This window comes from Streptomyces griseochromogenes (genome assembly GCF_001542625.1).
Taxonomy (GTDB): domain Bacteria; phylum Actinomycetota; class Actinomycetes; order Streptomycetales; family Streptomycetaceae; genus Streptomyces; species Streptomyces griseochromogenes.
In genome coordinates this window covers 4,025,702-4,050,635 of the sequence record NZ_CP016279.1, presented here as the reverse complement: position 1 = coordinate 4,050,635, position 24,934 = coordinate 4,025,702, and the positions used below count along the sequence as shown (strand labels likewise).

The 24,934-nt window shown below is 67.0% G+C and carries 23 protein-coding genes and 6 pseudogenes; 13 read left to right on the top strand and 16 right to left on the bottom strand.

Features of this window, described 5'->3' with window-relative positions; all coding sequences use genetic code 11:
• The first annotated feature begins 153 nt into the window (after positions 1–153).
• Positions 154–1,251, top strand: coding sequence for an alpha/beta hydrolase family protein (locus AVL59_RS17105; protein WP_237281525.1), 1,098 nt, complete (start codon positions 154–156; stop codon positions 1,249–1,251).
• 111 nt (positions 1,252–1,362) lie between these two features.
• On the opposite strand, the gene AVL59_RS17100 is transcribed toward AVL59_RS17105, so the two are convergent.
• The 3 genes from AVL59_RS17100 to AVL59_RS52180 form a co-directional block, all read right to left on the bottom strand.
• Entirely contained in the window at positions 1,363–2,034 is a 672-nt protein-coding gene (locus AVL59_RS17100) for an IS701 family transposase (protein ID WP_067305021.1), read from the bottom strand.
• Positions 2,035–2,115: 81 nt separating this feature from the next.
• A protein-coding gene (locus tag AVL59_RS48230) for an IS5 family transposase (protein ID WP_418361205.1) occupies positions 2,116–2,933 on the bottom strand; the annotation gives its coding sequence in 2 pieces (ribosomal slippage) (positions 2,116–2,601 and positions 2,604–2,933; 816 coding nt in all).
• 233 nt (positions 2,934–3,166) lie between these two features.
• On the bottom strand, positions 3,167–3,394 hold the full coding sequence (locus AVL59_RS52180) for a hypothetical protein (RefSeq protein WP_159399941.1): 228 nt from the start codon (positions 3,392–3,394) through the stop codon (positions 3,167–3,169).
• A gap of 71 nt (positions 3,395–3,465) precedes the next feature.
• Between AVL59_RS52180 and AVL59_RS52175 the strand changes: the two genes are divergently transcribed.
• Positions 3,466–4,188: a hypothetical protein gene (locus tag AVL59_RS52175; protein WP_159399940.1), complete on the top strand. Its 723-nt coding sequence runs from the start codon at positions 3,466–3,468 to the stop codon at positions 4,186–4,188.
• 411 nt (positions 4,189–4,599) lie between these two features.
• Here the strand turns inward: AVL59_RS52175 and AVL59_RS17075 are convergent, their stop codons facing one another.
• Together AVL59_RS17075 and AVL59_RS17070 are read right to left on the bottom strand one after the other, a co-directional pair.
• Positions 4,600–5,058 carry a hypothetical protein gene (locus tag AVL59_RS17075; RefSeq protein ID WP_067305013.1) on the bottom strand — a complete coding sequence of 153 codons (459 nt, stop codon included), beginning with the start codon at positions 5,056–5,058 and terminating at the stop codon, positions 4,600–4,602.
• 270 nt (positions 5,059–5,328) lie between these two features.
• The gene (locus tag AVL59_RS17070; protein ID WP_067305010.1) at positions 5,329–5,820 is read right to left on the bottom strand and encodes a DUF4192 family protein; all 492 of its coding nucleotides are present in this window, start codon (positions 5,818–5,820) and stop codon (positions 5,329–5,331) included.
• 203 nt (positions 5,821–6,023) lie between these two features.
• Between AVL59_RS17070 and AVL59_RS17065 the strand changes: the two genes are divergently transcribed.
• The 3 genes and pseudogenes from AVL59_RS17065 to AVL59_RS48220 form a co-directional block, all read left to right on the top strand.
• Complete coding sequence (locus tag AVL59_RS17065) at positions 6,024–6,503, top strand: RICIN domain-containing protein (RefSeq protein WP_067305008.1); 480 nt, start codon at positions 6,024–6,026, stop codon at positions 6,501–6,503.
• A 510-nt stretch (positions 6,504–7,013) separates the two neighbouring features.
• Positions 7,014–7,145 carry a hypothetical protein gene (locus tag AVL59_RS55585; protein ID WP_257785144.1) on the top strand — a complete coding sequence of 44 codons (132 nt, stop codon included), beginning with the start codon at positions 7,014–7,016 and terminating at the stop codon, positions 7,143–7,145.
• A gap of 784 nt (positions 7,146–7,929) precedes the next feature.
• Positions 7,930–8,808, top strand: a pseudogene (locus AVL59_RS48220) (IS701 family transposase); the annotation flags it as partial.
• Here the strand turns inward: AVL59_RS48220 and AVL59_RS17060 are convergent.
• The 4 genes from AVL59_RS17060 to AVL59_RS17045 all read right to left on the bottom strand — a co-directional run bounded on the left by AVL59_RS17060 (position 8,697) and on the right by AVL59_RS17045 (position 13,278).
• Positions 8,697–10,646, bottom strand: coding sequence for a glycoside hydrolase family 15 protein (locus tag AVL59_RS17060; RefSeq protein ID WP_079147393.1), 1,950 nt, complete (start codon positions 10,644–10,646; stop codon positions 8,697–8,699). The pseudogene AVL59_RS48220 and the gene AVL59_RS17060 sit on opposite strands and share 112 nt — an antisense overlap.
• 261 nt (positions 10,647–10,907) lie before the next feature.
• Entirely contained in the window at positions 10,908–11,582 is a 675-nt protein-coding gene (locus AVL59_RS17055; protein ID WP_067305006.1) for a class I SAM-dependent methyltransferase, read from the bottom strand.
• Positions 11,579–12,082 (bottom strand): hypothetical protein, encoded by a 504-nt coding sequence (locus tag AVL59_RS17050; protein ID WP_067305003.1) that lies wholly within the window; start codon positions 12,080–12,082, stop codon positions 11,579–11,581. The genes AVL59_RS17055 and AVL59_RS17050 overlap by 4 nt, the downstream gene beginning before the upstream one ends.
• A gap of 2 nt (positions 12,083–12,084) precedes the next feature.
• Positions 12,085–13,278, bottom strand: coding sequence for a molybdopterin-dependent oxidoreductase (locus AVL59_RS17045; RefSeq protein ID WP_099053075.1), 1,194 nt, complete (start codon positions 13,276–13,278; stop codon positions 12,085–12,087).
• A gap of 455 nt (positions 13,279–13,733) precedes the next feature.
• Between AVL59_RS17045 and AVL59_RS17040 the strand changes: the two genes are divergently transcribed.
• Positions 13,734–14,177, top strand: a complete 444-nt coding sequence (locus AVL59_RS17040; protein ID WP_067304982.1) for a GtrA family protein — start codon at positions 13,734–13,736, stop codon at positions 14,175–14,177.
• A gap of 73 nt (positions 14,178–14,250) precedes the next feature.
• Here the strand turns inward: AVL59_RS17040 and AVL59_RS17035 are convergent.
• From AVL59_RS17035 to AVL59_RS17020, 4 genes and pseudogenes are all read right to left on the bottom strand, one after another.
• Positions 14,251–14,677: pseudogene (locus AVL59_RS17035) on the bottom strand (transposase); the annotation flags it as partial.
• Between the two features lie 174 nt (positions 14,678–14,851).
• Positions 14,852–15,694, bottom strand: a complete 843-nt coding sequence (locus tag AVL59_RS17030) for an IS5 family transposase (RefSeq protein ID WP_067304978.1) — start codon at positions 15,692–15,694, stop codon at positions 14,852–14,854.
• A 118-nt stretch (positions 15,695–15,812) separates the two neighbouring features.
• Positions 15,813–16,025 carry a DUF4287 domain-containing protein gene (locus tag AVL59_RS17025; RefSeq protein ID WP_067304975.1) on the bottom strand — a complete coding sequence of 71 codons (213 nt, stop codon included), beginning with the start codon at positions 16,023–16,025 and terminating at the stop codon, positions 15,813–15,815.
• Between the two features lie 66 nt (positions 16,026–16,091).
• Positions 16,092–16,763: a DUF998 domain-containing protein gene (locus tag AVL59_RS17020; RefSeq protein WP_067304974.1), complete on the bottom strand. Its 672-nt coding sequence runs from the start codon at positions 16,761–16,763 to the stop codon at positions 16,092–16,094.
• A gap of 123 nt (positions 16,764–16,886) precedes the next feature.
• Between AVL59_RS17020 and AVL59_RS17015 the strand changes: the two genes are divergently transcribed.
• Positions 16,887–17,510 (top strand): TetR/AcrR family transcriptional regulator, encoded by a 624-nt coding sequence (locus AVL59_RS17015; RefSeq protein WP_067304972.1) that lies wholly within the window; start codon positions 16,887–16,889, stop codon positions 17,508–17,510.
• Between the two features lie 37 nt (positions 17,511–17,547).
• On the opposite strand, the pseudogene AVL59_RS48215 reads toward AVL59_RS17015, so the two are convergent.
• A pseudogene (locus tag AVL59_RS48215) lies at positions 17,548–17,769 on the bottom strand (helix-turn-helix domain-containing protein); the annotation flags it as partial.
• 362 nt (positions 17,770–18,131) lie between these two features.
• Between AVL59_RS48215 and AVL59_RS52985 the strand changes: the two are divergent.
• The gene (locus AVL59_RS52985) at positions 18,132–18,317 is read left to right on the top strand and encodes a hypothetical protein (RefSeq protein WP_067304971.1); all 186 of its coding nucleotides are present in this window, start codon (positions 18,132–18,134) and stop codon (positions 18,315–18,317) included.
• 53 nt (positions 18,318–18,370) lie between these two features.
• Here the strand turns inward: AVL59_RS52985 and AVL59_RS17005 are convergent, their stop codons facing one another.
• Positions 18,371–19,525 (bottom strand): tyrosine-type recombinase/integrase, encoded by a 1,155-nt coding sequence (locus AVL59_RS17005; RefSeq protein ID WP_237281524.1) that lies wholly within the window; start codon positions 19,523–19,525, stop codon positions 18,371–18,373.
• Positions 19,526–19,620: 95 nt separating this feature from the next.
• Here AVL59_RS17005 and AVL59_RS48205 point away from each other — a divergent pair.
• From AVL59_RS48205 to AVL59_RS54320, 3 genes and pseudogenes are all read left to right on the top strand, one after another.
• Positions 19,621–19,785: pseudogene (locus AVL59_RS48205) on the top strand (pirin-like C-terminal cupin domain-containing protein); the annotation flags it as partial.
• 533 nt (positions 19,786–20,318) lie between these two features.
• Positions 20,319–20,858: pseudogene (locus AVL59_RS56405) on the top strand (universal stress protein); the annotation flags it as partial.
• Positions 20,847–21,134, top strand: a complete 288-nt coding sequence (locus AVL59_RS54320) for a hypothetical protein (RefSeq protein WP_237281970.1) — start codon at positions 20,847–20,849, stop codon at positions 21,132–21,134. The pseudogene AVL59_RS56405 and the gene AVL59_RS54320, both read left to right, overlap by 12 nt.
• Positions 21,135–21,446: 312 nt before the next feature.
• On the opposite strand, the pseudogene AVL59_RS56400 reads toward AVL59_RS54320, so the two are convergent.
• Positions 21,447–21,560 (bottom strand): annotated as a pseudogene (locus tag AVL59_RS56400) (IS5/IS1182 family transposase); the annotation flags it as partial.
• A 212-nt stretch (positions 21,561–21,772) separates the two neighbouring features.
• Between AVL59_RS56400 and AVL59_RS54315 the strand changes: the two are divergent.
• Both AVL59_RS54315 and AVL59_RS16990 read left to right on the top strand, forming a co-directional pair.
• Positions 21,773–22,648, top strand: a complete 876-nt coding sequence (locus AVL59_RS54315) for a hypothetical protein (RefSeq protein WP_067304969.1) — start codon at positions 21,773–21,775, stop codon at positions 22,646–22,648.
• Between the two features lie 20 nt (positions 22,649–22,668).
• Positions 22,669–24,441 carry an alpha-amylase family glycosyl hydrolase gene (locus AVL59_RS16990; protein ID WP_067304968.1) on the top strand — a complete coding sequence of 591 codons (1,773 nt, stop codon included), beginning with the start codon at positions 22,669–22,671 and terminating at the stop codon, positions 24,439–24,441.
• The last annotated feature ends 493 nt before the right edge of the window (positions 24,442–24,934 follow it).

The following is a 24,934-nucleotide window of genomic DNA, read 5'->3' as shown; positions in this document are numbered from 1 at the left end:
CCATACCCAGAACGCAGTTCACGTTCCGCGTTTCGTTGGCTGAGCACCGGGATGGTCCTGGCCGGCCTGGCCGCTACGACGGTGACGGCCGGAGCCGCCTCGGCGGGCGCGGTGCCCCGAAGCGATCGCGGACGGTTGGTCTCCACTCAGCAGGTGAGCACGCTGGCAGACACCGCACCGGCCACGGCCACCGCGCCCACGCGGTCCTTCCAAGGCACGCTCCCCGCGCCGACCGGCCCCTACGCCGCCGGCGAGGACGTCATCCACCTCACCGACGCGAGCCGTCCCGACCCGTGGGTGCCGTCATCCGGCCCCCGCCAACTGACCGTCACGATGGTCTACCCCGCCGTCCCCGGGACCGGGACTCCGGCCCCTTACATGACCCTCGCCGAGGCAGCCGGATCCATCCAGCACCGGAAGATGCCGGCGAGCTCCGGCGTCACCCCACAGAACCTTTCCAGCGTCACCACTCACGCCTTCGACGGCGCGCGGCCGCAGAGCGGCAAGTATCCGCTGGTGGTCCTCTCACCCGGGTTCGAGGACCCGCGCATGACGCTCACCTCGCTCGCGACCGACCTGGCCAGTCACGGCTACGTCGTCGCGCTCGTCGGCCACACCTACGAGGACAGCGGCGAGACGCTGGCGAACGGCCAGACGCCGCCGTGCGCGATCTGCGATGACCCGGCGACGCTCGACTTCGACTCCGTCACCGCCAGCCGCGCGCTGGACGTGTCCTTCGTGATCGACCAGTTGACGCATGGCAATACCGCGTGGCCCCTGGCACACCTCATCGACAAGCACGAGATCGGCATGGCCGGACACTCCATCGGCGGAGCGGCGGCCGCCGCCACGATGATCGCCGACCCGCGAGTACGGGCCGGAGTGAACATGGACGGCACCTTCCACCCGGCCCCGATGCCCGGCCAGATCAACCGGCCGTTCCTCATGCTGGGCGCGGCCGCCAACCACTCGCCCGGCGGCCACGACACCGCGTGGGGGCAGACCTGGGCCGCCCTCGGCGGCTACAAGAAGTGGCTGACGGTCGCCGGCGCCGACCACACCAGCTTCACCGACCTGGACCTGCTTCTGGAGGAGGCCGGGTTCCCGACGCCGCCCCTCTCCCCGGAACGCGGGGTGGTGATCACCCGCGAGTACGTGACAGCGTTCTTCGACCAGACGCTGAAGGGGATCCACCGTCCACTGCTGGACGGCTCCTCGCCGAACAATCCGGAAGTACTCTTCCAGTACTAGTAGGGCTTGGTCGGGTTGGTATGGGTTCTGGCGTGTTGCGGTGACAGGTGGGGCAGGCGCCGGTCCAGACCGCGAGGAGTAACTGCAGTTCGCGGGTGACCTGGTAGAGGCTCAGGCCAGCGCCGTCTCTTTTGGGGATCGGGTGATGCGCTGGAGGGTGCAGAAGGCGTGCGCGACGGAGACGAGGGTGACGTGATGGTGCCAGCCTCTCCAGGTGCGGCCTTCGAAGTGGGCCAGGCCCAGGGCCTGTTTCATCTCCCGGTAGTCGTGCTCGATACGCCAGCGCAGCTTCGCGGTGCGCACGAGGGTGGCCAGCGCCGTGTCGGCGGGCAGGTTGGACAGCCAGAACTGGACGGGTTCGGGCTCGCCGGCGGGCCATTCGGCCAGCAGCCAGCGCACCGGCAGTTCGGGGCCGCCAGCTGCCTTGCGGATCTCACGTCCGGCGGGCCTGATCCGCAGGGCCACGAACCGTGAGTACATGCGCTTCAGACCGCTGCGGCCGCTGCCCGGGCGGGAGCCCTCCCGCCACTGCACGGGCTGGGCGGCCTGCCGGCCGGCCGCGATGACCAGGTTCTTCACGGTCCGGGCCGGCTCGGGGCAGGCAGGCTGCGGGCGGGGGCCGCGGCCGCTGTAGGGCGGGGTGTGCGGCTGTGCCTCTTCTGGCTGGGCGGTCGTCGTGGTCGAGATACCCACCACGTAGTCGAGCCTGCGTTCTTCCAGGCCCAGCCGGAAGGCTGCGGTGCGCCCACCCACGTCCACCAGCACACCGCAGGGGCGGCGGATCGCAAGCCCCGGAACCGGACAACCTGCCTTCTAGCACTACGAGAACCGACCCAAGACTCGCAGAACGCCCTCTAAGAGGTCCTAACAAAGGCGTCGGACGTGTCGGTGGGTGATGAGGCAGGTGGCGAGGCCGAGGAAGGCTTCGTGGATGTCGTCGCGTCGTTCCCAGCGGATCCGCAGGCGGCGGAATCCGTGCAGCCAGGCAATCGTGCGCTCGACCACCCAGCGGAAGACGCCGAGGCCAGAGCCGTGGGGCTCGCCTCGTTCGGCAATGACCGGGCGGATACCGCGCCGCCACACCAGTCGGCGGTACTTGTCGTGGTCGTAGCCGCGGTCCGCGAGGAGCGCATCCGGTCGGCGTCTGGGCCGGCCGACGGCGCCGACAACGGCGGGGACCTTGTCGAGCAGGGGCAGGAGCTGGGTGACGTCGTTGCGGTTTCCGCCGGTCAGCGACACCGCGAGCGGGATGCCCTGGGCGTCGGTGAGGACGTGGTGTTTGCTGCCTGGCCGTGCGCGATCGACCGGGCTGGGGCCGCTTTTGGGCCCCGCCGAGCGGCCCGCACGTGGGAGGAGTCGATCACCGCCCGCGACCAGTCCAGCTTCTTCGCGGCCCGCAGCTTCTTCAGCAGCACCAAGTGGAGCGCGTCCCAGACACCGGCTTCGTTCCACGCGGCCAGGCGCCGCCAGCACGTCATCCCCGAGCCGAAGCCCAGTTCCTGGGGCAGGTACTCCCACTGAATGCCGGTATGCAGCACGAACAGGATCCCGCACAACGCCTGCCGGTCCGGGATCCGGGGCCGCCCCTCCACCAGCTTCGGACCCGGTTCAGGCAGCAATGGCTCGATCAGCGACCACAGTTCATCCGACACGATCCAAGGTCGCGACTGACGTTTCCCCACGAGTAGACCAACGACCGCTCAAGCCGAAAGTCACATGATCAACGGCTTCTGTTAGGACCTCTAAGAGGGCATCTGATCTAGAGAGTCAGCGCTTTGGGATGCTTTTGTGACTGTCGGGGCTGGTGGTCGTTGCTGGGCACGGATCGAGCCGCTGCTCCCTGTCGTGCCGCGTCGTGCTGATCACCCGGGCCGCGCGTATCCATGCTCCAGCTCACGAGGGACGATGCTCCGCGTCAGTCACCGAAGGTGCTGGCGCCGCCGCTGCCGTTGTGGCTGGAGGACTGACGGCGCGCCTTGCTGGGGTGGCGTCGCACTTGTCCGTGGTGGCTTTGTTTACGAAAACGACAGCAGATGTTCGCCACTTCGGGAGGCATTTCCTTCCGGTCTTGTTCGATGTTCCAGATTTCGGGCGGCACAGGGTGGGGCCGAGATCGGTTGCCGCACGGGGCGTTGTGCGGCATGACGATGGAGCGTATGACTGAGCGGCTGGACAACGTCTGCCGCGAGCTGCGGCGCGACCGGAGGCGGGGGCATGCAGGAGGCGGTCTACGGTGTGCTCGGTGCGTTGGGCGGTGCTGTGGTCGCAGGAGCCGCGGCGTACTGGGGCCCTCTACAGGTGCAGAAGGCAGCGCGCCGAGAAGCTGAGCGGCAGCGTGAGCAGGCACAGGCGGAGGCCGCAGCGGCGAGGGCACATGAGCGTCAAAGCGCCCGGGTAGCGCGTGTGGCCCTCATACGCAGAGTGGTCGGCAACTGGTGCCACCTGTTGGAAGTGACGTTGGATGAGGTCCAACAAGGCCACGCCGTCGACCATGACTTCCGGAAGTCTGCTCGTCAGGCCAGAGATGCCGTAACCGAGGCGGTCTACGAAGGCGTTCGTGACGGTGTCGTCATTGTCGCTACTCGGAGCAGCGACGGGTCCTATGTCCAGCAGAGGAGGCTGCGCGTCGCAGTGCGTCGCCCGGAGGGCCCGCCGAGGAGAGCCCGCGTCAGCGATCGCGCCGTTGGATTGAACGAATCCGAGCAGAGGCTGATCTTGGATGCGCTCGACCTCGCCACCGCACGCGTGGGTGCTCTGGTCAGACTGCCTCTGGATGACTCTCGCTATTCAGAAGCACTTGAGTCGGCGCAGAAGGCCTTGGACGAAGCGGGGCAGGCTAGAGCCGACCTCTCTGGCCGGCTCATGCAAAGGCTGATGGACATAGCGGACCTGGACGTCATCGACACACGCTACGACCCGGAGTCGGCCGACCCATGACCACAGCGGCGTCTGACTAGCGCGCACGCTCCTGCTCCCGAGTCGAAGCTCACGGACCGTTCGAATCCATGGTGCCTCTGCTGCCTCCCGAAGTGGTGAACATCTGCTGTCCGCTTTCGGGATCTGGCTCAGGTTGTGTGATCCGTGCACTGTGAGTGACGACCGAACTCCCTGTGGCGCCTCGGGACGTTGCCTCGAATCGAGCAGGGGCAGGAGTGGGTGGGCAGAGAGTTCGGGGCTGTGACGGGCGAGTTCTTCGCGTCCACCTGCAACGTGCTGCTGCGTTGACCTGGAGACCACTGCCGCCTGAGCCCGGCTGTTCTTGAGACGGATCAGGAGCGGTTTCGTGAGGGAACGCAGAATGGGGGGTGGTCGACGGTCGCGCCGTCGGCCACCCCCCATGGTCCCGTGTTACTCCGTGGGGATCGGGCCCAGGTACTCCAGGGTCCAAGTCTCCTGGAACTCGGGCTTGGGCTCGGTGAGTTCGATCTGAGCGCCGCGGTGCCCGGCGCGCAGGGCGAGCCCCTTGTCCGAGAGGATCTTGACTCCGCCGATGACCCGCTCGAAGGTGAACTTCGCCCACTCGGTGCGCGGCACGCTGTTGACGAAGAGCTTGTCCTCGGGGACGACGAGGCCCGCGGCGGGGTGGTAGGCGAGGTAGATCACGTACGGCGACCCGGGCGCAGGCTCCTGTTCGGGATCGGAATAGTCGATGCCCCACTCCTGCTCGATCGGGAGCGGGTTGAAGCGGTCGGTGATGACGGGGGCACCGTACTTGACGGCGTATTCAGTGGCCGTCAGAAGGCTGGTGGGGCCGATGATGTGGGCGTGGATCTTGTACTTGCCGGGCTTGATCGGGACCGGAGCCATGGGCGGGATTCCCTCTCTCGCTGAGCGCGTCGGGGATGAACCGGGTGCTACTGGTACAGGTCTCCAGGATCGCGGCACAATCGGCCAGCATAAAAGGGCTAAATGATGCCAAACGAATTACGGCGTGGACTGTTCGGTCACAGTTGCGAATGGCCCAGTTGGTGACGGCGGAGCGTGAAAGGCCGACGAGGGCTGCTGCTGCGACGTTGACCAGTTCGTCTTCGCGGCTCTTGTATTCGGGCTGGAGCCATTGGAGGGGCTTGGACTCGTTCATACCGTCTCCCGGAACGTCGCCAGGAGCTGGGCCAGGTCGCACCCGTTGCGGATGCCGTCGAGCATGAGCTTGGCCAACGTGTAGCCGGGGTAGATGTCGAGGGCTTCAGCGAAGGCGTGGCTGGCCGTAGCGGTGTCGCCCTGTCGCCAGGCGACCCAGCCGAGGAGGGTCAGGAGCGGCGGCGCTTTCCCGGTGTGGGGCGGTACGCAGCGCCGGGCGAGGTGGCCCCACAGTTGCCGCTCGCAGGGCAGATCGCCCCCCTCCGCGGTGGACAGCGCGGCGTCCCTTGTGTGCGGGCCTTGCAGGCCGAGGATGATGCGGGCGGCGGTCTGGATCTTCACGCCGTAGCCGGAGCGTTCGGTGGGGACGTGGTCGCGTCCCTGCTCGATCAGCTCGCAGCCCGGACAGCGCAGGGTGTCGGTGACGTAGGCGACCGACCTCTCTCGGACAGGATCAGCTCCGGCGAGTCCGCCCGTGCTATCAGGCATCGTGTCGCCCAGATGTACGCAAATGGATCGACTGTTTGACATTTCTGCGCGCCGTACTCAATTGATTACTTAGCGTTATGGGAGAGTCGATCAGGACGGGGCAGCGACCAGGAGCTACTCATGGCCAAGAAGAAGCCTCAGGCCGGAGAACCCGAAGGCACCCGCCTCGCGATGGACCTTCCCACGGCTACTAAGGAGTCGGCATGGTGAACAAGCACATTCCCTTCCGCACCTTCCAGTTGATCGTCCACTCCGCCAGCGGTCAGCACATGACGCCGCAAGGACGAACAGACGCGCAGCTACAGGTGCGGCTGTGGCGTTCCGGGTACCTTTCGGCTGCGGACACGACCCGCCAGTGGAGCCTCATTCCGGTCAACGGCAACAGCGGCATGGTGCGCATCAAGAACGCCTATCATGAGCGATGCGTGGCCCTGCCACAAGCCAAGGCGGGCACCGAGCTGGTGTACGCCAAGACCAGCAACGACGACTCTCAGTTGTGGGAGATCCGCGTTCCCGACTCAGCGCAGGCCGACTTCGTTATCGCCTCCGCGCTCGATCCCAATCTGGTTATTTCTCCGAAGGAGGGGAGCCACGATCCGGAGACCCCCCTGGAGGTAGAGGAGTTCGGCCCCTGGTCCGACCAGTTCTGGCGCTTGCGCGAGCCTCGCTCAGCTAAGGACTGACCGGCGGATCACGGTCTTCACGCCGGCCAGTCACGGGCCCCGACGGTGTGCCGGCGAGCACGGCACACCGTGGAAATCACAACGCTCCAGTCGATCCGCGCGTCCGCGTCAGCGTCGGCTCTGAACAACCAACAGATCTCGACACCAGCCGGAATTCCGGCGCCTACATCAGTCCCCGACCTGTCGGACTCCCTAGTTCCGGCAGGTCCGCGCGTGCTGCTCGGCAGCGAATCTGGCAGGCCCCGCACCAGTGATCAGGATCGACCGTCGGCAGCCGTCGCGCCGGATGAACTCGCCGCGCCGGTCTGACTCGATCCTCACGCGCGAGCCCGCCGCCGTCCGCCAGTCGTCACGCCCCATCCCGTACCCCTTCCCTCTCATCTTCCCGCCGGACACACGTCGTTACCCCGCACGCCGCTGTTCCCCTACTGACGCACCTAGAAGGCCGATTCTTCGGCCCCAGCAAGCTCGGCGCTCCGCACGGGTGGCGGGGCAGCCGTCTTCGCGCGAGTGGCGAGCCGGTTCGGGCTGGCGGACCTGCGATGGCGGATGCGGGACTACGTCCGGGGCCTGCTGGCGCCGGTGGGCCGCAAGAACGGCTGGGTGCGCCACGAGGCGCCATGTGACCGAGTGGAGGTGTGAGACCTCTACCGCCGGGCCGTCGCAGCGGCCGGGTAGAAGCTGAGGGCAGTCCGGGCTGGGGAACGCCGGTCGAGGACGGGAAGCAGCCCTGACAACGCCGGGACGGCGCGGAACTGCCAGACGCGTCGGGTTCGGCAAGCAAGGCCAGAAGGCGTACGAAGAGGAATCCGTGTAAAGCCTCGTAAGTCTTGTCACCGGGCTCCAATCTGGCGGATATGGGCCCGGGGTGCAGTGCGTGACCGCTCGTTTTTGCAGGGGCGGTCAACTCCGAAGCCGGTCTCCAACTGCCGGTGGGGAGGCCACGCTGAAGGTCTGCGGCGTAGGCGTGGTGATGCTGCCGGGGTAGTAGCGGGACGCCGACCTGGCCGATCGGCACATGGTGAACGTGGGAACCGCCTGCGGTCGCCCTTCTTGTCCGGACAGCCGGTCCGGCGAGGAGGGCAGGCCCGTTGCCGGCTGAGGGCCGCAGGTGGGGCGGAGGCCCCGTAGTAGTCCGAGCGGAGGAAAGCTCCGTGCATGGCGAAGGGGGCCAGCAAGTCGGCGGGGAGGATGCTGCAATGCCGGGAGGCCGCCGGTGAATACCGACGCGCTGGAGTTCGCGCTGCTCAAGGCCGAGCGCCGGGTACTGGAGATGCAGACCAAACTGCACTGTTGGGTGGCCGTGGCCGCCTGAGAGGGCTTGTGGAGAGCCGGATGCCTGGAGAGCGGGCACGTCCGGTTCGGGAGGCGGCTCGGGGAAACCCACTGGTGGAAACACCAACAGGGCGCCCCGAGTCGACCTCACCAACTGGCCGAGTACGCAGGGCATCGTGACCCAGCTGGACTGCAGCATCTGCTGAACGGCGCCCGCTGGGACGCCGATGCCGTTCGAGACGACCTACATGAGTACGTCGGCCAACAACTCGGTCCGGGTGGAGTGCTCATCATCGATGACACCGGGTTCATCAAGAAAGGCGCCACGTCGGCCGGGGTATCCCAGCAGTACACCGGCACTTCCGGAAAGATCGACAACTGCCAGATCGGTGTCTTGGCGGCCTACGCCACCGTCCGCGGAAGGGCCCTGGTCGACCGCGAACTCTACCTGCCCAAGTGCTGGACCAAGGATCGAGAGCGGTGCCGGGAGGCGAAGATCCCCGACGAACGTACCTTCGCGACCAAGGGCGAGCTGGCCAAGGACATGGTCCGCCGCTGCATCGCCGCAGACCTCCCCGCCACATGGGTGACCGCCGATGAAGCCTACGGACAGGACTGGTCCTTCCGCCGCCTGCTCGAACAACTCGGCATCGGCTATGTCGTGGCGGTGCCGAAGTCCCAGCAGATCAAGTCCCTCGCCGGCATCTGGCGCCTCGACCAGCTCGTCGAAGAAGCACCCGACGACGCCTGGCAGACCCTGTCCTGCGGCGATGGAGCCAAAGGCCCGCGCGTCTACGACTGGGCCGCGGCCAAGCTGCCCGCCAACATCATCTTCGCCCCGGACCCACCTACCCATCACCGCTGGGTGATGGCCCGCCGAAGCCTGTCCGACCCCAACGAGCTCGCCTACTACCTCGCCTACGCACCCGCCGGCGTCGAGATCGCCGAACTGGCCCGCGTGGCCGGCTCACGTTGGGCCATCGAGGAATGCTTCCAGGCCGCGAAGAACCAGTGCAGCCTGGACGAATACGGGGACCGGTGTTCGGTTCCTTGCGGTGCGGGTTGCTGCCCGGCATCGCGGATGGCGCGGGCGGCGTTGATGAGTCCGATGTGGCTGAAGGCTTGAGGGAAGTTGCCGAGGGCCTCTCCCGTGGCGGGGTCGGTTTCCTCGGCGAGCAGGCCGACATCGTTGGCGTGTGCGAGGGCGGTCTGGAACACCTGCCGTGCTTGGACCACATGACCGGTCAGGGCGAGAGCGTGGGCGAGCCAGAAGGTGCACAGCAGGAAGGCTCCTTCCGCTTCCTCGATCTCGTCGCCGAGGTAGCGGCGGACCAGGCCGTTGCGGTCGGTGAGGTGGGAGGCGATGGCCAGCACCGTCGATAGGACGCGCGGGTCGTGCGGAGGCAGGAAGCCGACGATGGGCAGCATCAGCGCCGATGCGTCCAGCTCGTCACTGCCGAACGCCTGGGCGAAGGCCCCCAATCCGGCGTTCCAGCCGCGCTCTTCGACGGCTTGGCGGATGTTGTCCCGCTCATGCCGCCAGTGGGGTACGCGTTCGTCGGCCTGAAGCGCGGGAGCCATGGCAATGGCGCGGTCCAGGGCGACCCAGCACATCAGTTTCGAGTGCAGGAAGTGTCTGCTCGGTCCGCGTCTCTCCCAGATGCCCTGGTCGGGCTCGGTCCAGCGACGGGCGGCCGTGTCGGCCGCCTCGACCAGGAAGGCGCGGGTGGGTGGGTCCAGGTGCTCTCCGGGTGGGAGGGTCTCGTGGGCGGCGTCGAGGAGTTCGCCGTAGACGTCGAGCTGGCGTTGGCGCCAGGCGTCGTTGCCGGTGCGCACGGGGGTGCTGTCGCGCCAGCCGGCCAGGTGGGGCAGCAGCCGCTCGCTGAGGTCGTGTTCACCACCGATGCCGTACATGATCTGCAGGTCCATGCCGCGGTGGAGCTGGGTTGCCGCAGCGCGGGCGAGAAATCCGAAGAACTTGTCCTTCTCCTTCTCGCAGGCCGCTGTGCCGAGTGCTTGGAGGGTGAAGCTCGCGTCGCGGACCCAGGTGTAGCGGTAGTCCCAGTTGCGTGTGCCGCCGGGGCGTTCGGGCAGTGAGGTGGTGGCCGCTGCCACGATGGCTCCCGTAGGGGCGAAGGTCAGTCCCCGCAGCACGCGTCCGCTGTGTGCCACCTCGTCCTGCCAGGGGCCGACGTAGCCGCGGTGCTGCCGGGACCACGAGCGCCAGCCCTCGATGGTGTCGTTCAGGCGCCGCCGGACGCGCCCCGCCCGCCAGCGCACCGGCTCGCTTCCCCACGCCGGCCCGACATGCAATGCGAAGCCGAGGCGGTCCGACGCCCGCAGGTTGAACCGGCCGTTCGCGGTGGAACCGCTCACCGTCAGCTCGACGGGGCTGGACAGCCGGAGCACGTGGGCGCCGCCGTACGCGGCAAGCCCGCCCCGGACCGGTGACAGGAGCGGATGGATCAGCCCGAACTCCGGGCGTGGCGCGTAGACGATGTCGAGGCTCACCTGTCCTTCGGTGCAGGTGACCTGACGCAGCAGAATTCCGGGGGAAGCCTCGCCGAGTGCATGTCCGCGCTCGCGCCGTCCCAGGGCGAGCGCGTCGCGTACAACTGCCGTTCCTCCAGTTGCCCGGAAGGTCGTCTCCAGGACGAGGGTGTCCTCGACGTAGCTGCGGCTGACGTCGGCGGGTCCGACGGTACGGATGGACCAGTGGCCGGCGTCCTCGTCGAGGAGCCGGGCGAAGATCGCCGGGCTGTCGAAGCGGGGAAGGCACAGCCAGTCCACCGAGCCCTCGGAGGTGACCAGCGCGGCCGAGCGGCAGTCGGACAGCAGGGCATGGTCACCGATCGGTCGCGCGCTCAACGACCGCAGCCCGTCTGCCCCGGACTCGGCCAGGACGGTCCGAGCCGCCGCCATCGGGGCAGGCCCACATCAGGTGCCGGTCGGTGATCCATCACAGCCTCCCTGCGCAGCGAACTGACCTCACTCAAGCGGCACCACCGGCGGGCCGCACCTCCCGCCGCCGCTGTTGTCATGACGGAGTGCCACGATCCGGCGAGGCCACCTGCTCGCTGGTCACCGGAGCCCGACCGATGTCCTCACAACCGGATCGCCGATCCCCCATCAGCTGGGACGCCCCCGGGCAGTGCACTGAGGGCTGAGCGCAAGGAAGCTCCGGTGATCGCTCCGCCACTCGTCGGTTACGCCGAGGCCGAGTTCTGGCGCGATGCGGCGGAGCGCCGAAGCGCCCAGACGTGCCCAGGGAAACGGTGGACCCCGATGGCCATGGGTGTCTTCCACCCATGCGGTACAGCGCTCTGCCACGTCGATCTGCTCGACCTCGACGAGCAGGACACCCGTCGGTGCGATGAGCTGTGTACACCGTCGGAGCAGGGCCCGGGGGTCGCCGCCGATACCGATGTTCCCGTCGGCCAGCAGGAGGGTTTGCCAGGCTCCCTCACCAGGAAGGGGGGCGAACACCGACCGGCACAGTGCCGTCCCACCGAGAGCGATGGTGCGGGCGACCGCCCGCGGGGCAACGTCGATACCGACGGCGAAGATGCTCTGGTGCAGGAGTGCCCTGCACAGCCGGCCCGGTCCGCAGCCGACGTCCAGAACGGGGCCGACGCAGCGCTCCAGCAGGGTTTCGTCGGCCCTGGTGGGCTGTGCGTACCAGCGGTGCACCGGCAACCAGGTCCATCGTCCGTCCGTCAGCCGTAGGTACACCGGCCCGCCGCCGGTCCGCAGGGCCAGTGCGTAGGGGTCCCGGTGTGCGGGCCGGTTCTCCTCGGCCGTCACGGGGAGCCGTCACGATCGGTCGGTGGGCGTTCCTCGTCGGCGCGGGCGGCCAGGAGGACGCGGCGCAGTCTGAGTGCGAAGGTCAGCGCCGAGGCACCGAAGAGCACACCGGTGATCGCCAGCCATCGGCCGAGGTAGACGCCTTCGTGCAGTCCCGTGTCGCCTTGGTAGGGGATCGCCAGATCCAGGATGAGGGGGAACCATACGAGCAGCAGCACCCCGGACAGGAAGGCGGGGACGCGCAGGTAATTGATCCACGGCACCTGCGGTACGCCGCCCGAACGGTGCCGCAGGACGGAGAGGGCGGACAGGTCGGCCAGCGAGTACAGGGGCAGCAGGATGAGGTCGTGGAGGATCGCCGCACCGACGAACCAGATCGCCACCTCCCAGGGCTGGACGGCGAACAGGCGCACCAGGGCGTAGCCGGTCAGGGCGAAGGAGGCGATCAGGACGAGCAGGTGGAGGGGGCCGGAGCCGTACCAGCGGACGAATCGTGCCATGGTCACGCCCTGAAGGTGAGCCGGTGGACCCACTTGGTGTTGTTCACGCCGGGGTTGGCCGGGACGATGATGCGGGCCGGGTAGCCGTGGTCGAGCGAGAGGTCCGCACCGTTGACGCGGAGTGCGAGCAGCGCTCGGGGGTCGTGGATCTGGTTGCCCCGCAGCACCACCCGGGTGAAGGGGCCGGGGGGCTGGATGGACTGGACCAGAACGCTTCTGGCGTCGGGCAGTCCGGCCAGCGCGGCGAGGTCGGCCAGCCGTAGACCGCTCCAGTGCTGGTCTTCGGTGGACCATCCCTCCACGCAGGCGATCGGCAGTGCGGCGGTGTGCTGGGGCATCGCCAGGAGCTGATCGCGGGTGAAGACCCGTGGCGCTCCGCGTCCGTGCACCTCCAGCCGCCAGGTGGGTCCGACGAGCGCGGGGGTGACGCCCACTTTCGCCGCCGTCTTGTTGATCTGGAAGCTGTTCGGCCCGCTGTCCGGATCGCGGTTGTGCGGCGCGAGGAGCGCGGTGCCGCGCAGCCATCCGCCGATGCTCTGTCCGGCGGTCACGACGAGGAGGAGCAGCGATCCGGCTCCCACCATGCCGACCGCGCCGCGGCGGGTCATCGTGGGCGGGGCGGGAGAGGCGGCCACCAGGTCGTCGGGATCGGGGGGTTCGGGCATGGTGTGGGCGAGGTCGGTGCGCAGTTCGGCGCCCAGGCTGCGTGAGCGCAGGGCCTGGGTCATCCGGCCGAGTCTGAGGCACACGTGGACGACGAAGGCGGCGATGAACACCCAGGCGCCGTAGAAGTGCAGGCGGTAGAACGAGCCCGGGAAGACGTAGTAGAGCTGGATGTTCAAGATGCCGGTGACGAATTCGAAGATGACGCCGCCGACCAGCATCAGCAGGGACAGCCGCTCCAGGCCGTGGGCGATGGAGCGTACGGGCTGCCATTCGAACAGCTTCGGGATCACCGACCACAGCTTGGCCAGCAGCACCGGAACCAGCACGACCCCCAGCGTCACGTGCATGCCCTGGAGCAGCCGGTACAACCAGTACGGATGCGTGGGCCAGCTGAAGAGGTAGAAGCCGAGGACGCCCTTGTCGGGGGTCTCGTCGTTGAGGGGGCTCAGGTCGGGGTTGTAGGAAGCGTAGGAGAGCAGTCCGGTGATGAACAGAACCGGAATGCCGATCAGGAGAACCAGTCCGAACACGGACGTCAGCCAAGGCCCGCGGATCGGGCTGCGCCAGAATCCAAGACGGAACGGCCCCGGGGGCGGGGGCAACTGTCTGACACGCTGTGCCGTTGCACGAATCCGAGCACGGCCCGCAGCCGCAGCGGCAGCCACAGCGCCCAGCACGCGCTTCAGTCGCTTCAGCGCCGGCTTCCCTTCCGGTCTTGGGCGTCGCGAGCCACCGGTCGGGGCCGAACCCGACGGCCGTCCGCCACTTTCCATCGGCCCTCTCCTCCAGTCGCTGAGCGGCCCCTACGACGGGGCGGTTCCATGCCTCGCCCCGTGCCTGACGGACAAGACATTCACAAGCTGACACAGACCAGGCCGGCTGACCGGGCCCTGAGGTGCATGCGGGTGTCTGTCACCAGCCGAACGGTCGAACAACTGCTTCAGGCAGTCCCCCAGGTCCCCGTGCACCGGGTCATGATGGAAAGGTGCGACGCCCCGGCGCACGGCACAGCGCCTCCGACCGGCCCGGCCACGCCACCCTGACCAGACAGGCCGGCTGGTTCGCCGTGATCGGCGTCGCCTCCACAGCGGGTCAGGCCCTGCTGTACTGGGGGCTGCGCCACTGGTCGCCTCCTCTCGTGGCCAATCTCGCCTCGCTCGGCGTCGTCACCGTCCTCAACACCGAGGCGAACCGGCGGCTGACCTTCCGCGGCTCTCCGGTCCGTGCCGTCCAGGCACACCTGGCGGCAGGCGTCTTGTTCGTCCTCGCGTACCTGGTCACATCCGGAGCAGTCCTGCTCTTCCGCCACTACCGGCCCACCGCCTCACCTGCACGCGAGACCCTGGTGCTGGTACCCAGCTTCGCCCTGGTGACTGTGGTGCGCTTTACCCTGCTGAGACTGGTCGTCGTCGGAGGCCACCCCCGCTGAGTCCTCACACATATGAGCCCGCCACACCGTCACGAGACCCCGCGAGTGAGAGCTCGCGCGGGTTGGCGTGTGTTCATGGTCGGCGGTTCGGGCGTGCGGCCCAGCGGTGAGTCGTCCGTGCCTGTCGGATCAGGCTGCGCGCGGTGATGATCGTGTCGGCGAGGTCGAAGAACGCGTCGATGACCGTGACGCGCCGTTGGTAGCAGCGGGCGAGGCGGTGGAAGACGTTCTGCCAGGCGTGAGTGCGCTCCACGTACCAACGCTGGCCGACCTGGACGGGCGCCTTCCCCCCCTTGTGTGCGATGCGGCCGTGCAGGCCGCGTTCGTTGAGCAGGGCGCGGGTCTTGTCCGAGTCGTAGCCGGCGTCCAGGTGCACAGTGATGTCGTCGGGCAGCGGGCCAAGGTCGTTGAGGCGCCAGGGTTGGGGCGAGCAGTGGAGAGTCATGTCGGTGGGCGCCGGCCAGGACACGGCCCAGCGGAATGCCGTATCCGTCGGGGAGCATCACGCTCGCCCACTCCGAGACCCGTAACCCGTTGCCGTAGAGACCGTCGCAGAAGGCGACGTCTCGTTGTTCGTTGCGGCCACGCCACCACCGGTCCGGGCGCCTGGACAGATCCTTGCCGCGGATGCCCAGGTCCCGCCACCGCTCAGAGCCTGCGCAGATAGGCGGCCGTCATGGTTGGCGACGAGGGCGTGTATCCCAGCGGTGGGTGGTCCAGGCACGGCGGATCAAGCTACGGACAGTGATGATCGTGTCGGCGAGATCGAAGAACGCTTCGATGGCGCTGAGCCGCCGTTCATAGCACCGCGCGAGCCGATGGAAGGCGTTCTGCCAGACGTGGGTGCGCTCGACGTGCCATCGCTGAGTGGCCTGGACCGGCGCCTTGGTCCCCTTGCGAGCGATCCGGCCACGCAGGCCCCGCTCGTCGAGCAGAACGTGTGAACTGGCCGAGTCATATCCCGCATCGAGGTGCACGGTGATCTTGTCGGGCAGTGGACCGAGTTCGGGCAGCAAGTCGAGGGTCGGGGCCAGGAGTGGTGAGTCGTGGCGGTTGGCGCCAACCAGGACGCGGCCGAGCGGGATGCCATAGCCGTCGGTCATGCTCGATCGCTTCATGCCCTGCTTGCCCCGGTCGACCGGTGAGCGTCCGGCCACTTCACCTCCGCCGGGTGCCTTGGTGATGGCACCGTCGATGGCGATCTGGTCGAGGGCGAGACCGACGATCCGGTCGTAGGCGTTCAGCGCGATCTGCTTCAGCTTGGTGAACAGCCCGAGTTGCATCCACTCGTCGCGGCGGTTGCGAATCGTGGTGGCCGAGCAGGTGGAGTCCGCGATCGCCTCGTACGAGCAGCCGAACCGAAGGACTTGTAACAACTTGTCGAAGACGATCCGGTCGTTGATCCGGAGTCGGTGGCAGCCCAACGGATGGGCCGGATCGAACTGGGGCCGCTGCGGCAACAAGGCGGCGAACTGGCTCCAGAGCGGTTCGGTCAGCCAGGCTGGCAGCACAGGCACAGGTCTCCTCGGTGATCACAGAGCATCGCAACTCCATGATCACGGGACCCGTGCCTGTGTCTGTTCACGAAGACCGGCAGCCCCCGGGCAGGGCGGCTGCGCAGTTCCCCTGTCCGGTTCAGTCTTCGCTGCGTTCGGCGAGGGTGTGGGCAACAAGGGCGTTGGCGTGCCCGTGGCCGAGGCCGTGCTCGGATTTGAGCCATGCGACGAGTTCCATGTGCTTGGTCAGGGGCGAGGTGCGAATCAGGTCCTTCCACTGCTCGATCGGGCGGCCGTACTTCTTCTCGATCGACGGGAAGTAGCTGGCGGGGCCTTTCACCAGTGCGGTCATGATGTGGCGTCCTGTCTGTCTGGGTGGGTTGGTCTCAGGATGGTGCCGCGCGTGTGGGAGCTGGAGCTACCGCCGAGTGGCCGGAGTGAGGTCGGCCAGCTGGGCGATGGCCGTGGTGAGCGCGAGCAGGCCCAGGCCGGCTGCGGCGGTGAAGGCCGCGACCATGGTGGCGGAGGCGGCGAACCCGGTGATGATCCCCAGCGGCAGGAGGCGGTAGCCAAGGGCCCAGCCGCGTCGGCCCTGGGCGGCGAAGTGCCGCGCCAGTGCGAAGAACGCGGCGCACAGCGCGAGGTAGCCGATGGTGCCGCTGAGCATGTGGACCGTTCCGTGGCCGCTCAGCGTGGTGGGACCGTCCGGCGTACCGGCCGGGAAACCCGCGCCGGGGTCCGCTGTGAACACGCCGGCGAGCAGGAAGGAGGCGCCGAACACGCCGACCAGACGCGGCGCCCAGGCGCCGCCGGCGGTGCGGCCGATCGCCCGCCGCAGTCCCACCGCTCCGGCGGTGACCAGCGTGCCGGTGACCAGGAAGTTGGCGACCTGGATCCAGCCGAGCGGGCCGAGGCTGAGCTGGCTGATGGCGTTTCGGGTGAAGTCGAAGCCGGTGCGGGTGAGGCCCTCGACCACCCCCACCCCCAGGAACAGCGGACCCGCTGCGGCGCCGCAGGCCAGCAGGGCGCGGGTGGCGAGCGGAGTAGAGGCAGCGCCTCCGGTGAACGGTGCGCGGATCGCCTGCGTCATGCGAGATCCCCCTTAAGCCAAGACTCTATCTCGGAACTGGACCGTCCAGTACTGCGGAACTGGACGGTACAGTACCCCCAGAAGAACTGGACTGTCCAGTACCGTTGGCATGAAGGAGGCGGCATGGAAGCGAACGAACCCGGCGGACGCTCGGCCCGCAAGCACCAGGCGATCATGGAGGCCGCGACAGCGGTGTTCATGGCTAAGGGCTACGCCGGCACGAGCATGGACGACATCGCCAAGCTGGCCGCCGTGTCTAAACAGACGGTGTACAAGCACTTCGCCGACAAGGGGAAGCTGTTCGCCGAGATCGTCCTGGCCACCACCGACCGGATCGAGGCCATGATCGACCTGGTGGCCGACATCCCCGCCGACGCCAACTCACTGGAGGAGAACCTGCTCCGGCTGGCCCGCCAGTTCCTGACCACCCTCACCCAGCCCCAGGTGCTCCAGCTGCGGCGCCTCATCATCGCCAACGCCGACACCTTCCCCGACCTGGGCGCCGCCTGGTATGAACAGGGCTTCGAGCGGGTACTGGCCACCCTGGCCGACACCTTCCAACGCCTAGCCGACCAGGGCCTACTGCGGATCGACGACCCCCTCCTGGCCGCCAACCACTTCTCCGGCCTGCTGCTCTGGATCCCCGTGAACAAGGCCATGTTCCATGGCAGCCCACAGCACACCCAGCCCCAACTCGACCACTACGCCGACGCGGGCGTGCGGACATTCCTCGCCGCCTACCGCTAACGCCACCGACCGGCTCCCCTGCGACCTGCACGTCGGGGATGACCGCGCTGGTATAGGCGTGGGCGGTGGACTCGCTGATGCCGAACCCGGCAGCGATCTTCGCCAGGGTGGTGTGTTCGCGCAGGTACACCAATGCCACCATCGCGCGCTGAGACGGGCGGAGCTTGCAGCGCCGCTCGCCCTCACGGGTGACTGCGAGCATGGTGACCCACTCCACGAGCGCATGGGGCAGGTCGAGTGCGGCAGGATAGATGACCAACGCCCCCGAGCAGCGTGGTTGAGACGTCAGACATCTCGATCAACAGCTCGGGAGCCTTGCTCGTTGCGCTTCGTGGACCGTCACCTGATCGGTGGCCAGCTCGAAGAAGCTCAATGGTGTAGATGCTGTACCACCAGCAGACGAAGAAACTGCCGGCACGAACGTGCAGCGCGCCGAAGACCGGAGCCTGTCTCTCCTGTCGAGTCACCCCCTGCGCCGCGGCCCTGGGGCCAAGGCTCAGATGCCGCTGCTCGGAGATCACGAGGGAGCGTTTCGCTACCACTCGATCCGCCGCCTCGGCAAACCGTGGTCTGGGGCGGAAGCTTGGGCCTTCCCGACCCCTCTGACCCTGAGGACCGTGCATGCCCACGCAGTTCATGAACGCTAAGCAGACCGCTGAGTATCTGAACATGTCAATCACGTGGGTGTACCGGGATGCACCGAAACTCGGACTTGTCCCCTACAAATTCGGGAACGGTCGTAGCGCCAAACTACAGTTCAAGATCACCGACGCGAATGCCTGGGCTCGGCAGCAGAAGCTCGGCTGAGTCCCTCCAAGCACGAGTACTGGCCGCCGGCGAGGCCAGTACTCGCCGTCCTGTCAGGCCGCGAGGGCCATGTCCAGCACCTGCGCCGCCTTGCCGATCGATCCCGGCAGGAGGTGCCGGTAGATCTTGAACGTGACGTCGACACTCTTGTGCCCCATCCACTCGGCGACGTCCGTGATCGGGATGCCGTTGCTCAGGCAGTTCGACGCGTAGAAGTGGCGGTTCCCATAAAGAACCATCCCTTCCGGGATGTCCACCTTGCCCGACGCCCTGATCCGCCGCCACTGGTTGTCCATCCTCCAATGCGGATACGGCCTGCGGGTATCGTTCTGCTGGCGCAGCAGGTAGCCGTCGACCGTGCCGTACTTCCCGGCGTACCACTCGACCGTCTCCCTGATCCGAGCCGGTAGGGGCACATCGCGGTACTCCCCCACCTTCCTGTGCTTGAGCGGCCCGTACTGCCGCGTCGACAGGACGACCTGCTCGGTGATCCGATACACGTCGTCGGCCACAATGTTGTTGAGGTTCACCGCCGCGGCCTCTCCGTTCCGCATGCCGCAGCCGCTCATCAGGTCGACGATCAGCATGAAGGCGTCGTCGCCTGCGGTACGTATCGCGCGGAGCTGTTCGAGGGACGGGATCACGGCCCGTGCCGGGTCGTACTGCGGCGGTTTAACGCCTGCCAGCGGGTTGTCGGTGAAGATGCCGAGCCGCTGCGCATCGAGGAGGATCGCGCGCAGCTTGTCGAAGGCATTCGCTTGAGTGGCCACTCCCGTTCGCGCGCGTTCCATGGTGCGTATGAAGCCGTCGACCACCTTGTGGTCGAAGGAGTTCATCCGCCTACTGCCGAGCGCCGGGTAGAGGTGATGCTCCAGGAGCGAGTCGAGGTGTCGTACCGACGAGACGGCCAGGTGCCGTTGGCCAACCTTCCATTCCTCGGTGTACTCCTCGAACAGCATCGTCCCGTACTTCTGAATGCGCTCCGCCTTCGCCTGAGACCGCGGCGCCGCCTTCTTCTCGTTGTAGATCTCCGTCAAACGAGCGATCGCCCTGTCCTGCGTCTCGAAACCGGCCTCCTCGGTCTGCTTGCCCGCCGCGTTGCGGTACCGGATCTTGTACTCGTGCGGGCACTTCGACCAACGGGACTCAGGGTGTTCGCAGTGCTTGAAGAAGGTGCCCATACCGCGTGCGAGCGTGCGTGCTGCCATGTGGTGCTGACTCCTCGGCGTCCGATGCTGACCTTTTACTGACGCCCGAGGGTGTGCGATACCCCTGACCTGGGAAGAACCGCTGATCACGTGATATGTGGTGGAACTTCATCTGCCGGTCTCAAGAAGAGATCGTACAGGCTCGAGAGGACTGGATGAAGGGGGCCCGTTTCGGTGAGGTGCAGAGCTACGACGGGCTCCCGCTGCCAGCACCGGAACTGCCGACGGTACCACTGAAACCTCGCGGACGGGTGCGCTGACCTGGGAAAACACCGTTTTCACTACGGGCACGCCGGGAGCTACCTGCGTGCTCACCTTGCGGCGACCCCTCGGTACGCCGGGAGCTGCGGAGGTCGCCGCGGCAGACGCCTCCATAGCTGTCCCTGATCCCAACGTGTGACCATCTGCGGGCAAGTTTGGTCGGACGAATGCTGACTCAATGCTGACTTTTCTGACGGGCCGTCAGCAGAGTGAGCCAGCGCCTTCTCTCCCGTGAGGTCGGCAGGGGACACGGCTAGCAGACGGGGTCGTCTATTGAAGCTGCTCTTGGAACCGACCGACTTCGCGAGACTCCCGCCCGCACGGACCAGCCCATGTGTGATTGTCGGAACCTCACAGGTTCGGGCGCGCCGAACGAAAGAACATCGAGACTGGAGGCACCCCCGCCCGGGAGACCCACCCCTGACACGATCGGACAACGTGCTGGAAGCCCTGCGCGAACGGCCCGGCGGCATGCCCCGGGCGGGTCGGGAATGCCGTCCGCGGCATCAACGGAGCCAAGTTTCCCCTGGACGTGGCCGCCGATGTACTGGACGGCACCCGGCCCCGGCTCGCCACCGCACATCCGAGTCTGCGCGTTGAGACCGTCCGTGTCCGGGATCATCCAGTCGACGCCCTCCTGGCCGCAGCTGCGGACGCCGACAGGTTGGTCGTCGGCACGCGGGAGCGGGGCGGCCACGCCGGGCTGCCGCTGGGGTCGGTGAGCCTGAAGGATGCCGCCCACCCGTCTGCCCGGTCGTCGTCGCTCGAGGACGGCGTACGCGATAGGCAGGATGGGCAGGCCGTGCGATTCGCCCTCGCCGACGCGGACCACTTCGGGCCCGTGTGCGTCTGCGTCTACTCCATGTCTGAACGCCTCTCATGCGCGCGGTCCGGAGGGTGGAACAGCCGGGTGTGGATAGTGCACGTTGACGCGCAGTGCACCGCGACGGGCACCTCGTGCCCGGACTGCGGAAGGTGGTCCACCCGGGCTCACGGTTCCTACCTGCGGTTTCCAGCCGCCGCGCCCAACGCTGGACGAAGCGTTGTCCTCCGCCTGAGGGTGCGCCGGTTCACCTGCAAGAACGTCTTGTGTGGGCGACGGACCTTCGTCAAGCAGACACCGGGCCTGACCCGCCGTCACGGCCAGCGGACCGAGCGGCTGCGTTCCCCCCTGGCTGCGGTCGTCCTCGAACGCCAGGAAGTGGTGCCGATGCCGTCGCCCGCGAGCGCTCCACCAGCCCCGTCCAGCCTCCCCCGCATCGTCGCCGCCAGCCTCATCGGCACCACCATCGAGTGGTACGACAACTCATTCGATCAGAGCGACAACCTGCAGTTTTTCCACCATTGACCCTCCGAAGTCAGCACCAAACCAGCAGCGGAAAATCTCGTGCTGGGTAGGGCGAGGCGGGGATACGCCCGCGCTGACCGCCCGCGACCCCGACGACAGAAACGAAGGATGGTCACTCACAGTAGCGCGCTCTGCCGCGCAGTACCGAAGAACGAACGGGTTCAACTGGTGATTTCTGCCGGCGGACCGGCTAGGCAACGACCACGGGCGCCGATTCCCTGAGAGGCGGCGCTATGTTGCTGCTCGGTGACTGAAGGAGAACCGAGATCGACCGGCCGGCGACGAAACTATCGTCACGGTGCTGTCGGTGGATCCCGATGTCAAGACGTGGAGGATCCGGCACAGCACATCCCGATCCGGCAGCGGCTTTCGACCCGGGTAGCGGAAGCGTCGCCCAAGCTGCGGCAGCAGCAGCTCCAGGCAGTCCGACGGCAAGGTGACCACGCTCGGCGAGCAGGGGTGCACTTCTCGGCGTGCCCACACTCGCCCATGGTGCTGGTCCACCAGGCGAGGCAAGCCGGACGCCCTATGGCTCTTCTGTGTCTGTAGTCGTTGGAGGCCCGAGGTGGGATACTGGATCTTGGAAGATCCTTCTGCTGGCCTTGATGATTCGCTGACCCGGCAGCGAGGGGAAGGCGATGTCGACGATGTGTCGCGCGCAATTTTTCGTCGAGAGAACCGACCGAATCACCGATAGCATACCCAAGCCGCAGAGCAAGCTGGGGAAACGCATCTGCATCACGAGAGAAGATCTGCTTCTCGCAAGAAAAGCTCTGGGTCGCACGTTTACCCCCGTAAGGGTGCTTCGCGGCTTGACGATTGTGTTCGCGGTCCTGCTATTTGCAATGCTCGCGGATACCTTCTACACCAGCGCGATAGAACACACTCAGAACCTGGTCGCTTCGGTCATCGCGGTTTTCGGCACCCTGGCTCTGGCATTCCTTGCATTGGCGAGTCCAGGCGCACTGGAGGAACTCTCATTTGGCCCATTCAAGGCAAAATGGCGGATCAAGGAGCTCGAAACCAGAGTTGAGTCACTCCAGTTGGCCGTCCTCAGCTTGCTCACATGCCATGAGCGGAGTCATCTGGAGAAACTGGCCGGGGACGAAAGGGGCGATGACGTGCAGTACCGAGATTCGATGTACCGGGAACTGGACCACCTTCGAGCACTTGGATATTTGAAATCGCACGAGGGTTCGCAGGGACTAATAGATATGAAGAACGAGTTCGAACACCGTGAGAGTGAGTGGCTCCACCTTAAAAAGTACGTGCAAATTACAGCCTTGGGCCGGAAATACCTGGAACTTTACGCAAGCTGGGCTCCGAAAATATATGTCACTTCCGCAGGCGAGGTGAGGATCGGCGGGAAGCGCTACGGGCCGGCTAGGGACTGGCCGGAGATCGTGGACTTCGCTGCCCAGGCCGGCTTGATGAGCGAGCCGTCCTGGGAGGATCTGCAAGGCAGACCCCCGGAGCGCTTGAAGCCCCCTGAGCAGCTGAGTGCCTCCCAATGAGTGCCGACCCACTCCCCACCATGGGTGCCACCGCCCTCTCGCACGGCACCGCATTCCGGGTTTGGGCTCCGAACGCCGAGGCTGTGGGCATCGCCGGATCGTTCGACGGCTGGGCCGTGGTGCATCCGATGACCGCCGAGAACGGCGGCTACTGGTCCATACAGCTGGCGGTAGCTCGGCCGGGCGACGAGTACAAGTACCTCGTCACCCCCGCCCAAGGCGCCGCGAAGTGGAAGATCGACCCGTACGCGCGCAGGCTAACCAGCTCAGCCGGCAACGCCGTGATCGATACCACGGAGTTCTCGCACTTCGACTGGAGCGCAGACCCCTGGCACTGCCCGGGCTGGGACGAGCTCGTCATCTACGAACTACACGTCGGCACCTTCAGCCGCGGCTCCGGACGCGCGCCCGGGCGGCTGTGCAACGTGGTCGAGCGACTGGACGAGTTGGCAGAACTCGGGGTGACAGCAATCGAACTCATGCCGGTCACCGAGTATGCCGGCGAGTCCTCCTGGGGCTACAACCCGGTGTCTACATTTGCGGTATCAGCCGACTACGGCTCCCCAAGTGAGCTGAAGGCCCTGGTCAGGGCGGCCCACGCGCACGGCCTGGCCGTGCTGGTCGATGTCGTCTACAACCACCTCGGACCGGACGACCTCGACGACGGGCTGCGTCGCTTCGACGGCTGGTACGAGAACGACGGCGACGGCATCTACTTCTACAACGACCTGCGCCGCGAGTCAGGCTGGGGTCCGCGCCCCGACTACGGCCGAGTCGAAGTCCGCCGGTATCTGTGCGAAAGCGCGCTGTTCTGGCTAGAGGAGTACCGCATGGATGGCCTGCGCTGGGACGCCACCTCGCGCATCCGAAACGTCGACGACGACGACCCCGCCGAGATTCCCGACGGGTGGACTCTGATGCGGTGGGTCAACGACGAGATCGACGCCCGCCAGCCATGGAAGATCAGCATCGCGGAGGACCTCCAGGACGATCCCGCCATCACTACCGCCACCCCAACGGGTGCCGGCTTCGACTCCCAGTGGGACGCCGGGTTCGCCCACGTGCTCCGCCTGGCACTCACCGCCGCGCAGGACGGCGAACGCAGCATGGCCCAAGTGCGCACCGCGATCGAGCACCGGCTCGGCGGCAACGCGCTGGCTCGGGTCATCTACACCGAGTCCCACGACACCGCGGCCGAGGCTCATGGACGCCTGCCCGAGGCGATCTGGCCGGGAAACGCCCAGAGTTGGTACGCCAAGAAGCGCACCACACTCGGCGCCGCGACATTGCTGACTGCACCCGGGATACCGATGCTCTTCCAAGGACAGGAGTTCCTGGAAGACCGGACATTCGACGACCGCACCCCGCTCGACTGGGACAAGCGCGGGCGCCACCGCGGCATCGTCCAGCTCTACACGGACCTCATCGCACTCCGGCGCAACCGCGACCACACCACCGCCGGCCTGCGAGGCAACCAAGTCGACGTGTACCACTGCAACGACGCCGACAAGGTCATCGCCTTTCACCGATACGCGCGGGGCGGCCCACGCGACAGCACCATCGTCGTCCTCAACTTCGGCAATCGTCGCTATAACGGCTATCGCGTCGGGCTACCACGTGCAGGAGACTGGTACGTCCGGTTCAACAGCGATTGGGCAGGCTACGACCCAGAGTTCGACAACTCACCCAGCCTCGACACCCGTGCAGAGGGAATCGCGCAGGACGGGCAGCCATGGTCGGGCGCAATCGGCGTCGGCCCCTACAGCGCCGTCACCCTGTCGCAGGACGCCTGAGGAAGCAGCGGCGCCCGATATCGACTCCGCCATACCGCCTCGTGCCGAGGACCCCAACCGGCAGCCATCGACCGACGTCTCGCTTGACTGGCACCAGCCCCAGCCTGTTGCACCGGAATCAGGCAGTGGCCGCCAGCGCCTCATCCCCATCCCGACGTCCGGGTGCTCGTCCGACCGCCGGGCCTCGACGGCCCCGGCGTCGACGTCTCGGCCCGTGAGCTTCTCATCGGCATTGGCCCAGAAGCCGGCGTGTCCGGAGTCTTCGGTCTGGACATCGTCAAACCGGATGCACCTCAGCACGTGTCGGTCGGGATCTACGACGAGTTCCGCCGGTGATACGCCTTCGCCGTCGACTACACCGTCTGCACCAGGACAGCGAGGCGCCGAGGCACTGCGATGCACTGCTGCCCCACATAGCTCGTGAGGGCGCGCAGCGCGCGACCGGGCCGGCGGTCTACAGCTGTTGTCGTTCGCCCACCCGATCAGCAAGATC